The sequence below is a fragment of the Segatella copri genome (assembly GCF_015074785.1).
Classification (GTDB): domain Bacteria; phylum Bacteroidota; class Bacteroidia; order Bacteroidales; family Bacteroidaceae; genus Prevotella.
On record NZ_CP042464.1, the window covers coordinates 1754823 to 1768634 of the forward strand.

A 13812-nucleotide genomic window follows, 5' to 3' on the forward strand; every position below is an offset into this window, starting at 1 on the left:
TCATCTTCTCGGCAACTTCTTGATAGCATGTGGCATGAATGCCCTGCCGGTAGCCTTACCGAAGCTAGGAGCTACGGAATCGGTTGCAGCAGAACGGGTCTTCTTACGGGCTCCACTCGGATCGTAACGCTCCAAATCGATATACATCACATCACCCTTAGCCTTACCTGTTCCTATCATATAACCATAGAACACATCCTGGCCCTTTTCATCACCCAGATAGAAACCATACTGCTTAGCACCTGCATCCATCACATAGGTAGCACCAGAATCATTATAACGGATATAAATATCACCATTCTTATCGATGTACCAGGTAAACTTCAGAGTCTGGGATTCATTGCTACCATCATCGGCATAATCCACTTCTACACCATTACCACTGAGCGAGTTAACCTTATCACCCGCCTGATAGAACGTCATCTCGGCATTGAAACTGTAGTTATTGCGAGACTGACCGTCCTCAGCAAGTTCAGAGAGCATCACAGAGCCTCTCCAGTCGCCAGTAAGAGTCTGAGCTTCCAACAGCAGGTCATCATCCTGAGAGCCGTTAGAACCGTTGTTCCAGTCGCCCTGGTTCCATCCCCAGCCACCATGATTATAGTCATCATACCAGTAATAATCATCATGCCAGTAATAATCATCATCACATGAGGTAAATGAGAAAGATGCTGCAGCTATCGCCATCCACATCCATATCCTATTAAACTTTTTCATATCTTGTTTCCTTTCTTCAAACTAAATTCCTTATTGCCTTACTTCACTACAAAACGGCGAACAGGCTTCTGATTATCATCTGCCACCTTAACATACTCTACAGAATCCTTAGCTCCGCGAGAAACAATCTGGGTGTTCTCCAAGCCCGAATGCTGCTTGCTGTAGCCCCAGCCATCATCGTAGTCCCAATCGTAGCCCCAGTCATAATCGCGCCAGTTATAGCTGTAAGAATCACGATAAAGTTCGAAATAAGCACGGTTGCCGTTATCAGCCTCTACATATCCAGAGAACTTGCGGTCGCCCAGAGCATAGTCGTAAATCACAACATCGCTACCCTCATCGAGAAGAGAGATATAGATGTTTCTGTTGCGAACTGTCCAGTTAATACGGTTTGCTATATAATTGTTGCCATGCCAGTAATTTCTATCAAAGTAATCGATCCAATAGCCTGTACCGGAATAGATGCCATCATTCTGGTCGAATCGGATTACCGAGTAGAGGGCATTGTGATTACCATATTCTACCAACATATTACCCTTCCATGTACCATCGAGGGTGTATGCAATATCAGAATCATCATCACATGAGGTGAATGAGATACTCATCAAAGCTATGAAAGCCATTGTGAGAAGAGTAGTAAACTTTTTCATATCAATTTATCAGTTAAGTTATTTATATTCTTATATCTTCTAATTATTGAGCTCTCGAAGAACAGCATTCTTTCTTAAACTCGATGCAAAGGTAGTGGATTTTTCGTCTGCATCAAAGGGGAAAAGGATACAAACTGAGGGGGAAATCCCTATTCTTTCAAAAACAACCGCCTTTTTTGATGGTGTTTCTTTCAGTTTTGATGATATTTCTTTCTCTGTATCAAAGATTTAACACCTTCTTAACACATTGTATCGATATTTTTCGTATCTTTGCATCATAAATAAGTAATTATTCAAAGAACATGCTTTTAGCACAAAGCAAATTCTAAGAATGCGCTCACAAAATGAGTTTCAACAGTTTATTAATTATACGTTAAACCTTTAAAATTATTAAGTTATGAACAAATTTTTACGCTATTCATTATCATTGGTTCTGGCGTTCGTAGCTAGCGTTACGTTTGCACAGGAAGTAACTTTTGACTTTGACAATAATTACAAAACACTCTTCCCAGAACTGACAGGTACATCTTCTTCAGATTCTAAAGATGGAGATATCACCAAAGCCATGACATGTACAACTAATGGCATTTCTGTAACAGTTTCTGCAAAAACTTCTGGTTCGAATGAAAACCGAATCTGGAGTACTTCACCACGTCTCAGAATGTACAGTGGAACGCTTACGATTCAAGCACCTGCAGACAAGAAGATTGCTTCTATCGACATTATTAATGGAAAATGGAATGATAAGAACAAAGCTGACGTAGGTACTAACAATAAAGGTTCTTGGACAGGTGATGCAAACAAAGTTGTATTTACAATTGCTGGCAATACCCAAGTCAAGTCTATCAAAGTTACACTCGCTGGTACCAAGATCGAGTACACCGATGCAGCAAGTGTAAAGGAACTCTTGGCTAACAATAAAGACGCTAAGGATTACATCAACCTCAAACTCACAAACGCAAAGGTATTATACGTAAACAGCTACAAGGGAACTGTAAATACTTACGTACGTGAAGGTGACACTGCTATCGAAATGAGAACTTTAGGAATCGATATGCCTGTAAACAGCATCATTAGCGGTACTGTTAAGGTAAATTTGGCTTATGACGCAGGAATTCCTTATCTGTCAGCAAGCAAGGAAACAAACGGCGAAAATCTCAAAATCACAGAGAGCAACGAAGCTGCTGAACCTGTTATTGCAACTGTAAAGGACATCCTTGATGGCAAATACACCAACGACCTTATCAAGATTAAGGAGTTCACATTCAGCAAAGAAGAGTATACTGCAGGTAAATTCAACTACTATGCTAATGATGGTGAAAACAAGATTATGATTTACGATAAGTTTAGCGGTATTGGTGGTGTTTCAAAATTAACAGAAGGAGAGAAATATACCTTAACCGGTATTTTCGGTGTAATATTCAGAAACATCCCTGAAGTTCTCCCTATCAAGGCTGTAGAAAAGTTTGAACCTACCGGCATCACTAACATAACAACAGATGAAGCTGCAAAGAACGCTCCTGTTTACGACCTCGCAGGCCAGAAGGTAACCAAGGCTTACAAGGGTGTAGTCATCAAGAACGGAAAGAAGATGATTCAGAAGTAATCAAATTCAAAACAACATATCCCTACTGCTCCTCCGATATTCATTTATCGGGGGAGTTTTTTGTTAGGCATAACATAAGAAGGAACCACCAGCAAATCAACCAAATATTACCCCTATAACACGAAAAGTGGAATAATTTAATGCAATAACATAAAAAAATACACCTAAAACTACGATATCTCATTTATTTTCACTACCTTTGTTGCGATTAATAAACGTATACGAATAAAAAATGATGAAAAGAAAATTATATATCACCTTATTAGGACTGCTCTCTACTATCATGACAGCAGCAGTACCCTACTGCGATGTGAGAAAATTCTCTATCACAGACGGACTCGCAGCCAATACCATCTCAGACCTGAAACAAGGTAAAGACAACCTCATGTGGTTCAGTACATGGAACGGACTGTCGTTCTATGACGGCTACAGCTTCCATACATTCAGAGATAACCCCGATGATATTGATGTCCTGTCAACCAATCGTATACTGAAAATAGAACCATCCTATAACAACAGCGTATGGTGTATCACATACGACCACCAGCTCTACATATACGATACCCACTTCTGCCAGTTCTTTGCTGTAGGACAGAAATTCAGCGAACTGTTCAACATCGACCTGCGCGTGAGCCAGGTATACCCATTGAAAAACGGAGCTACATGGTTTACTTCAGAAGATGGAAAATACATCATCCGATCAACAGGCAGAACCTTTGATGAACGGAATATAGAACTCATAAAAGAAGGAGAAAAGGGACTCAGAAGCGGAAATGTATGGGACATCCATCGAGATATACACGGAAGAGAATGGGTGCTTACCGACAAAGGCGCATACATATACAACTCGAAATTCCCAAGCCAGCTGCCTTTCAAATGGCTCAGAGGGGTGGGAGAAGATGAGTTCCTGGCAACTGAAGATGGTAAACTGGCAAAATATGACCTGCAGAACCGACTCACCATGATACCAATGCCAGAAGGCGTAACCCGTATCAACCAACTGAAAAATACAGGTTACCAGCTCCTGATAGCAACCAATCTGGGTGTGATCATCTATAACCCGCGCACCTTCAAGTTTGATGTCATCAACGTACAGAGCCCGAGTCAGCCTCTGGCAGAGGTAAAGAAGATTTATACCGATGATTTCGGCATGGTATGGGCATTCACTGACGGCATGGGAGTAACCCTCGTCAATCCGAAGACCGGACAGAAACAGTGGCTCTTTGCCGACCAGGACGACCCGATGGACCGCACAACCTGCGAAAGCAATTTCATCACACAAGATGAACACAAGACCCTCTGGGTAGTGCCAAGAGGAGGAACCTTCAGTTATTTTGACCGCAAGGCAGGAAAACTGGTGCCTTATCTGCTGAAAAGCAATTCATCGGGCAACTACCGCATACCGAAGATTACGAAATATGTACTCTCAGACCAGGGAATCCTCTGGCTGACAGGCTCTCACGACCTGACACAGGTAGTCTTCAAATATCACCCTTACATTATCAACAAGCTGGATGTGGGCGAAGACGAAGTGTTCTCGGTGAATGCATCGCCAGACGGACATATCTGGGCAGGCTATCACAATGGAGTAATCCAGGTACTCAACGCCACCTACCAGCGTATCGGATACCTTTCGCCAAGCGGACAGATTGTGCCACAGCAGGTAAACTTCGCCGAAACGGGCATCTTCGCCATCCACTTCGATATCAAGGGAAGAACATGGATAGGAACCAACGGAAACGGTGTATATCTGATAGACAAAATGCAGGTAAGACACTTTACCTACGATGCAAACAACCCCGCTTCACTGCCATTCGACAAGGTATTCGACATCGTAGCCGACCGCACCGGACGCATCTGGATAGGTACCTATGGTGGCGGTATTGCCCTGGTAAATGAGGCGGCAGACGGCAGTATCAGCTTCATCAGTAAACGAAACGGACTGCCTTGGGAGAAGCAGCATTACGACTGCGTACGCCGCATCTGCTGCACCACTTCGGGAACCATTCTCGTAGGTACTACAGATGGTCTCATCACCTTCAGTGATGCCTTTACAAACGCAAGGAAGATTAATTATTACAAGACCTATTACATACCGAACGATACAACAAGTCTGGCTGCAAACGATGTAAACAGCATCATGGAGCATACCAGCGGCAAGATGTATATCTCGCAACAGGGCGGTATGATGGAAGAGATTGTGAGCAAATCGCTCCTGCAAGACAACCTGAAGATGAAATACTTCCATGCCATCGATGTTAACGAAGGCATCGTACAGGGCATGGTAGAAGACAACCAGGGAAGAATCTGGGTAATCAGAGAATCGAGTATCGACTGCGTAAACCCGAAAACGGGCCAGTGCAACGTGTTCGGACCTAACGACTTCGACTTCAACATGTCGTTCTCGCAAAGCCGCCCTTACCACGATCCGGCAAGCAACAACATATCGGTAGGTAGCCCTATGGGACTGATTACCTTCAATCCGGCTACGCTGAAGAAGAGCAACTACCAGCCTAAAGTCATCTTCAGTTCCCTCCATTATAGCGGAGAGAAGGAGTCGGAACCTATCCTGCACAAGGAAAAAGTGGTGATTCCAGCCAACAAACGAAATCTGACCATCACCTTCGCATCACTCGACTATCAGCGCAAGTATCAGACCAGATACCTCTATCGCATAGATGGTTATACAGCTCCAGGCGAGTGGATATCGAACGGAAGCAGCAATGTCATCGGCTTCAACCGTATCAATCATGGCGATTACGTACTCAAGGTGAGAGCCACCAACTCGCATGGTGTATGGAGCAAGTATGTGGCAGAACTGCCTATCGAAGTGCGCCCTACCTTCTGGGAAAGCATCTGGGGCAAGTTTCTCATGCTGCTCCTGCTCTTCGGTATCGTAGGCGCAATCTTCTATACCTACAACCAGCGCCAACGCGAGAACATAACCCACGAGATGAGCGTGCTGAAGAACGAACTCTACAACGATGCTGCCAACCGTCTGAGAACCCCACTAACGCTCATCGGAGCCCCGGTAAGAACCATTCTGGATACCGAGCCGGGTATCACCCGAAAGGGCAAGGAACTGCTGAGAATGATAGCAGACAATGCTAACGAGATGCTGGTAATGCTGGACAAGGTTCAGAGATACGGCAACAAGGCAGACTTCCATACGAACAGCGGTCTGACCGAGGAAGATTACGACCTGGCAGAAAGAGAAAAAGCGAATGGCCAGATTGACGACCACAATGCATCTGACTATCTGGAAGGAACCAACAAACAGAAAGAAGAAAAGGATGCAGAGGCTGAACGCCTGGAAGAAATGGGCAAGGAACAGGAAACTGCACAGGAAGAAGCGGAACAAAAAGACCAGACGATACTGGTAGTAGAAGACAATGCCGACCTGCGCAAGTTCCTCTACAGCATCCTCTCGCCTACCTATAACGTGCTGCTCGCAGAGAACGGAAAGGCTGGTTTAGTGATGGTCCGCAAGGAGATACCAGACTTTATCCTCACGGACGTTACCATGCCTGTGATGGATGGTTTGTCGATGATTCACGAGATCAAGCAGGATACCACCCTCAACAACATCCCAGTGATGATTCTCTCGGCCAAGGCAAGCGTAGAAGACCAGCAGCGAGGCTTTGATGAAGGTATTGTTGCCTATATCACCAAGCCATTCTCTACCCCTTATCTGCTCGGCAGAATAGAGGCTATCCTCACCCAGCGCCGCAACATTCAGATGGATGTCATCAGAAAACTGAAGGAAACTGGCGATAAAGATGCCATAGCAGCCCTACGAATACTGCCTACAGCAGCTCCTCTGCCTGCTCTTAACCAGGCTGAAACTAGTGCCGAGAACAAAGCGGTTGACCCAAGCAGCGAACTGGCATTTATGGCGGCACAGATTCAAGACAGAACCATGATGCGTGTCTTCTGGTTTGTTGTTGAAAATGCAGGCAACCCGGGACTCAAGATTGATGACATCTCGAACGAAATCGGTATGAGCCGAAGCGTACTATATAATAAGGTGAAAGCAACAACTGGAATGACACCGGTAGACTTCGTTCGCCATATACGTATCAAGAAGGCATGCGAGATGTTGCGCAATACAGACAATACTCTGACCAGTATCTCCTTCGCAGTAGGTTTCACCGACCCTAAGTATTTCTCGAAGGTATTCAAGAAAGAAACGGGTATCGTGCCTACTGAATACCGAAACAGAACGCAGGGATAGCCCGCATAATTACAGATGAAAGCAGTCATCATTACTGATGGCTGCTTTTATCTGTTTTGACAAAAAATAATACATATTACAGAACATATCTTCAGTTGTTGTCGGGCACAGCCTTCTTCGTTATCGTACACAGCAAAACGTTCAAGCAAGGAAAAAAGCAGAATAGTCATAAAATTGAGCCGTTTTGCTTAGTTTTTTGACCGAATATTGCAAAAAAGTATAAAAATGGGGGGGTATTTGATTAATTTTCCCTTTTTACTGAAAAAAAGCTGAGAAAAAGTTTGGTGTTACAAGAAAATGTAGTACCTTTGCAACAAGTTCTTAGAAAAGTTAAATGATAGATTAATCGTAAACCTCTTTTTCTTTGTTTTTTTGAGGAAAAAGAGGTAAAGAAAAAGGAATGCAGGGTTTGTGAAAATCCTGCATTTTTTATTTTTCCATCTTTCATGCAGGCCGTTATGTAGTCTTATAATCTACACACCTTTCTATTCACAAACCCAATTATCTACGGAATCTATATACTCTTAACTGCGATACTATCTACATTATATATATTACGCTCATTCCTTCATCTATGATTTTGTTCGATTTTTAGAATTTTTAAAAAAACTATTGAAGTATTCTAAGAGAAAAGTAGTATCTTTGCACTCTAGATCATATAAGTTGAGATCGGAAATATAGATAACACATACATAAAGATAAAAAAAATGAGAACTGTTTACGAATTTTCTGTTAAAGACAGAAAGGGAAAGGATGTTTCCCTCAAGGAGTATGCCAACGAAGTGCTGCTCATCGTTAACACCGCCACAAAGTGTGGTTTCACACCTCAGTATGAGGAACTGGAGAAACTTTATGAGACCTATCATTCTCAAGGTTTCGAAATACTTGATTTTCCTTGCAACCAGTTTGGTCAGCAAGCCCCTGGTACAGATGAAAGCATTCATCAGTTCTGCAAGCTTACATACGGCACAGAGTTCCAGCGCTACAAGAAGATCAAGGTAAACGGAGACGATGCTGCCCCTCTCTTCAAATTTCTGAAAGAATGTAAGGGCTTTGCTGGTTGGGACGAGAGCCACCCTCTCTACCCTGTTCTCGACAAGATGTTGAGCGAGGCTGATCCTAACTACAAGGAGAGTGCCGATATCAAGTGGAACTTCACCAAGTTCCTCGTTAACAAGAAGGGTCAGGTTGTAGCCCGCTTCGAGCCTACCACAAGCTTCGATGTCATCGCTAAGGCTATCGAAGAGTGGTTGAACTTCTAATGAAAGATAGAAGTCTCGAACTGAGAATAGAATTTCTAAAAAAAGAGAATAGAATCTCTAAATAAAAAGCCAGGTTGCTTTTCGCAGCCTGGCTTCTTTTATATGTGATATCGTTATTTCAATATATCGCAAGGAATAATTGTCAACTGTTTGCTATAAACTATAAACTATTAACTGTTAACTATTAGTCAACCTTTGGCACATCCTTGAGGAACTGCTGGATTTCTTCATCACTTACTGAATAATTGTGCAAATCGCCATTAATATAGCTATCGTAAGACGGCATATCGATAAGACCATGGCCTGAGAGGCAGAACAGGATAACCTTCTCCTTGCCCTCTTCCTTAGCCTTCAGAGCCTCACGTATAGTGGCTGCAATCGCATGACAGCTCTCTGGAGCAGGAATGATACCCTCGGTCTGTGCAAAGAGCATACCCGCCTTGAATGACTCCAGCTGAGGGATATCTACACCATGCAGGTAACCATCCTTCAGAAGCTGGGAGATAATCATGCCCGCACCATGATAACGGAGACCACCTGCATGAATGTTGGCTGGCTTGAAATCATGACCCAAAGTAAACATTGGCAGCAATGGAGTATAACCTGCCTCATCACCGAAATCATACTCAAACTTACCGCGAGTCAGCTTAGGACAGCTCTCCGGCTCTGCAGCAATAAACTCAGTATGGCGCTCGCCTGTGAAGTTGTGACGGAGGAATGGGAAGGCAATACCACCAAAGTTACTACCACCACCGAAACAAGCAATCACCTGATCAGGATACTCACCTGCCATCGCCATCTGCTTCTCTGCCTCTAGACCGATGATGGTCTGGTGAAGTGCCACATGATTGAGCACGGAACCCAGTGTATATTTACAGCCTGGTGTTGTAGTAGCCAGCTCAACAGCCTCACTGATAGCCGTACCGAGCGAACCAGGATGATGAGGATCACGTGTGATGATATTTTTACCGGCACGTGTACTCATGGAAGGAGAACCCTCTACTGTGGCTCCAAACGTACGCATGATGCTGGAACGGTATGGTTTCTGCTGCATGGTAATCTTTACCTGATAAACTGCTGCCTCCAGGCCGTAGAGTTTTGCTGCATAAGAGAGGGCTGCACCCCACTGTCCTGCACCAGTCTCTGTAGTGACGTTGGTATCACCCTCCTGCTTACAGTAGTAGCACTGAGGTATGGCTGAATTGATTTTATGAGAGCCTAACGGATTGGTACTCTCATTCTTGAAGTAGATATGCGCCGGAGTACCGAGTGCCTCCTCAAGGGCATAAGCACGTACAAGAGGGGTTGAACGGTAGAAGGTGTACTTCTCCAGCACATCTTCCGGAATATCAATCCAAGCGTGCTCTGTATCAAGTTCTTGCTTTGAGCACTCCTTATTAAATACGTGTGACAAATCATCAGCATTCATTGGCTGGTGTGTCTGAGGGTTCAATGGTGGCAATGGCTTGTTAGGCATATCTGCCTGAATGTTGTACCACTGAGTAGGAAGTTCCTGCTCGCTTAAGATGTACTTTTTCTGTCTCATGTTTATATATATGTTTAAAATTGTTGTATGCCTGAACAAAGGTACAAATAAAAAATGAAATAAAGAACTTTTTTATGTGTTTTTCCACTATTTTTTATTTTTATCCAATAAAATAGTTCATTCTACAGGTATTATTTGTTACATAAGTGTATTTTCAGTGTCATTTTTATAAATTTAATCAAATATTACCCCACAAAATACCAAATATTACACCCAATATTATAATGAAAAATAGTATCTTTGCAACAGAAAAATTCAACATGCGTTGTGAAACGCTTATCATCATCTTTTACTTATACAAAAAATAAAACATTGGAACTCAATAGGGATATTGGGATTCCAATGTTTTTTTATGCAATAAACTGATTACTTTTCATTACCTAAATCTATCTGCGATATCTGATTCAGCAGGTTTACAGCCTGCCCTACTGTCTTCACATCATTGATGCGAAGCATTCGCTTGTTGAATTTTTCCTTCAGAACACAATCTTGAATATGACTGGTAACGTAAGCGAGTATGCGGTTAAACATCTGACTTCTGTAGAACGGACTGTTTACATTGCTTACAAACTGCATCTGCATATAGCCCTGCTTGAGAATAATCTTCTCGCAACCTAGCTTCTTGCCTACCCTACGCAGACCTACCACATGCATCAGTTCGTCTGCTTCATGAGGCACAGGACCAAAACGGTCTATCATACGCTTGCGGTAAGCTTCTACTTCATCATCGCTCTCCAGGCGGTCCAGTTCACGATAAAGAAGCATGCGCTCACTGTCACCAGGCACATAAGTCTGAGGGAAATACATCTCCAGATCGCTCTCTATGCCACAATCGTCAACGAAATCATCACCCGTAAGCTGGGCACCTTCATCCATCTTCTCCTGATAAAGATCACAGAACTCCTCGTTCTTCAACTCTGTGACAGCCTGAGAGAGAATCTTCTGGTAGGTTTCATAACCCAGATCTTCCATAAAACCGCTCTGCTCAGAGCCCAGCAGATTACCCGCACCGCGGATATCCAGGTCCTGCATGGCGAGATTGAAGCCGCTACCCAGTTCGCTGAACGTCTCCAGCGCCTCCAGACGGCGACGCGCCTCAGGAGTAAGTGCACTCTTAGGTGGCGCCATCAGATAGCAGAAAGCCTTCTTGTTGCTTCTTCCTACGCGTCCACGCATCTGATGCAGGTCACTCAATCCGAAGTGATGAGCATCGCTCACGATAATCGTATTGGCATTGGAAATGTCGATACCATTCTCTACAATAGTGGTAGAAAGCAGTACATCATAATCGTAATTGATAAAGCCCATGATGATTTTCTCCAAATCCTCAGGCTTCATCTGTCCGTGACCGATTGCTACCCTACAGTCTGGGATATGCTTCTCGATGAGCATCTTGAGCTCCGGAAGCTTGGATATTCTGTCGCATACGAAATAAACCTGTCCGTTTCGGCTCATCTCGAAATTGATGGCATCGCAGATAACTTCACTACTAAACGTTACCAGTTCGGTATGAATCGGATAACGGTTAGGTGGCGGAGTGCGCATGATACTCATATCCCGGGCGCCCATCAGAGAGAACTGGAGGGTTCGCGGAATCGGAGTGGCACTCATCGTGAGTGTATCGACATTTACCTTGAGCTGACGGAGTTTCTCTTTGGTAGACACACCGAACTTCTGCTCTTCATCGATGACGAGCAGTCCCAGGTCATGCCATTTCACGGTCTTTGATATCAGCTTATGCGTACCTATGAGGATATCAATCTTACCCCCTTTCAGGGCGTCAAGCACCTCTCTGGTTTCCTTCGTTGTACGGGCTCTACTGAGATAGTCTACCCTTACAGGCATGCCTTCCAGACGCTTTTTGAAAGTCTGATAGTGCTGGAAAGCCAGAACGGTAGTAGGCACCAGCACCGCAACCTGCTTGCTGTCGCACGCTGCCTTGAAGGCTGCACGGATGGCAACCTCAGTCTTGCCGAAGCCCACATCGCCACAAACCAGACGGTCCATCGGTCTGCCGCTCTCCATATCCTTCTTTACCTCCTGAGTAGCCTTATTCTGGTCTGGCGTATCTTCATACAGGAAGGAAGCCTCCAGCGTATGCTGCAGATAATTGTCGGCACTGAAGGCGAATCCCTTCTCCCGTCGGCGCTGGGCATAGAGTTTGATGAGGTCGCGCGCAATGTCCTTGATTCGCTTCTTAGCCTTGTCCTTGAGTTTATCCCAGGCACCTGTACCCAGTGTAGACAGGCGAGGCGGAGTACCGGTATCGCTGCGGCGATATTTGCTGATTTTATAAAGCGAGTGGATAGAAACATCCACCTTGTCATTGTTCGTATAGACGATGCGGATCATTTCCTGATAGCTGTTGCCCGTAGGAACCCTAACCAGACCGCCGAACTTGCCGATACCGAAGTCTACATGCACGATAAAATCTCCCACTTCCATCTCCTGCAGTTCCTTCATGGTGAGTGCCATCTTGCCGGCTCTCGCTTTATCTGAGCGCAGGTTATATTTATGAAAACGGTCAAAAATCTGATGATCGGTAAAGAAACAGCACTTCTTGTCATGGTCAGTAAAGCCTTCATGAAGCGTCTTGTCTACCGGTGTAAAACGGATGGCGTAGCGCTTCAGCTCTTCGCTTTCAAAGATATCCTTCAGGCGCTGTTGCTGCTTCTGGCTATCTGCCAATATATATAAGGTGTAACCCTGGAGCAGGAAATCCTCCAGAGTCTGGCAAAGCAAATTGAAATTCTTATGGAAAAGAGGCTGTGGAGCGATATTGAAAGGTATCACTGCCGAACTCTCTGACGGAGCGACCTTGCCGAACTCGATGCGGAGATGAGCCGCTACTGCCTTCTTGAAATCGAGCGGAGAAACGAGGTTGAGCTCGGTCTTCATGTCATGTCTGATGCGCTCTGCCTCTACCTCAGTAGCTCCCTCCAGCTGCTCGGTAAGGCTCTGCGATGAGAAGCCTTCAGTATAGATCTGACCGATGCGGTCGCAAACGAAAGAAAGGTCTTTCGCCACGACTGGCGTACTTTCGGAGAGGAAATTGAGGAAACACTGCTTGTTGCTCTCGATATGGGCGAGTTCGGGCACGATTTCTATCTCTGTGCGCTTCACCTGCGAGAGCTGGGTCTCTACATCAAAGGTACGGATGGTGTCAATCTCATCGCCGAAGAAGTCGATACGGAACGGATATTCGCAGCTGTAGGAATAGACATCGAGGATGCTTCCACGCACGGCAAACTGGCCCGGTTCATAAACATAATCGGTTTCTTTGAGTTCGAAATCGCGCAGGGTATGAACTACATCGGTCTGGGCAATCTGCTGGCCTACAGCCAGTTTCATTATCCGTTCATCCAGATTCTGCTTAGCCACAACGAGTTCTGCCAGTGCATCGGGATAAGTGACTACCAGGAAATGTCCTCCCGAAGAGAGGCGCGCCAGCACCTCTGTACGTAGGATTTCGTTCGCTGCATCACGCTGCCCGTATTTCACGGCACGCCGATAGCTGGAAGGAAAGAAGAAGACCTTCTCCTGCCCCATCATCTGAGTGAGATCGTGATAAAAATAGCCTGCTTCATCGGCATCATCCAGCACGAAGAGTACCGAACGCCTCTTCTTCCCCTGCAGAGAAGCAAAGAACATCGGAGCCGAAGAGCACAGCAAACCCTGGAGAAAAATGGAATGAACCGACTTCTTCCCCATCAAATCAAAGAGGGCATCCGCCTGTGGCGAACGCCCGTATGTTTTTTCTATCTTTTGGATTTCCATCCAAGTACTGATTAGTGATT

Annotated in this window: 7 protein-coding genes; 3 read left to right on the forward strand and 4 right to left on the reverse strand. The window is 44.8% G+C overall.

The genetic code is table 11. The features are described from left to right. Both FO447_RS07710 and FO447_RS07715 read right to left on the reverse strand, forming a co-directional pair. Window positions 1-717, reverse strand: coding sequence for a hypothetical protein (locus tag FO447_RS07710; protein ID WP_200758346.1), 717 nt, complete (start codon window positions 715-717; stop codon window positions 1-3). A 38-nt stretch (window positions 718-755) separates the two neighbouring features. Then, a complete protein-coding gene (locus FO447_RS07715) occupies window positions 756-1367 on the reverse strand; it encodes a hypothetical protein (RefSeq protein WP_200758348.1) in 612 nt (203 codons plus the stop codon). A gap of 397 nt (window positions 1368-1764) precedes the next feature. On the opposite strand from FO447_RS07715, the gene FO447_RS07720 reads away from it, so the two are divergent. The 3 genes from FO447_RS07720 (at window position 1765) to FO447_RS07730 (ending at window position 8469) form a co-directional block, all read left to right on the forward strand. Continuing rightward, window positions 1765-2973, forward strand: coding sequence for a hypothetical protein (locus FO447_RS07720; RefSeq protein ID WP_200758622.1), 1209 nt, complete (start codon window positions 1765-1767; stop codon window positions 2971-2973). 232 nt (window positions 2974-3205) lie between these two features. Continuing rightward, the gene (locus tag FO447_RS07725; protein ID WP_200758350.1) at window positions 3206-7207 is read left to right on the forward strand and encodes a hybrid sensor histidine kinase/response regulator transcription factor; all 4002 of its coding nucleotides are present in this window, start codon (window positions 3206-3208) and stop codon (window positions 7205-7207) included. Window positions 7208-7914: 707 nt separating this feature from the next. Continuing rightward, the gene (locus FO447_RS07730; protein ID WP_006847257.1) at window positions 7915-8469 is read left to right on the forward strand and encodes a glutathione peroxidase; all 555 of its coding nucleotides are present in this window, start codon (window positions 7915-7917) and stop codon (window positions 8467-8469) included. A 184-nt stretch (window positions 8470-8653) separates the two neighbouring features. Here the strand turns inward: FO447_RS07730 and FO447_RS07735 are convergent, their stop codons facing one another. Beyond that, window positions 8654-10015, reverse strand: a complete 1362-nt coding sequence (locus FO447_RS07735; RefSeq protein WP_117691571.1) for a TrpB-like pyridoxal phosphate-dependent enzyme — start codon at window positions 10013-10015, stop codon at window positions 8654-8656. Window positions 10016-10381: 366 nt separating this feature from the next. Beyond that, the gene (mfd, locus tag FO447_RS07740; RefSeq protein ID WP_200758352.1) at window positions 10382-13792 is read right to left on the reverse strand and encodes a transcription-repair coupling factor; all 3411 of its coding nucleotides are present in this window, start codon (window positions 13790-13792) and stop codon (window positions 10382-10384) included. Window positions 13793-13812: the final 20 nt, after the last annotated feature.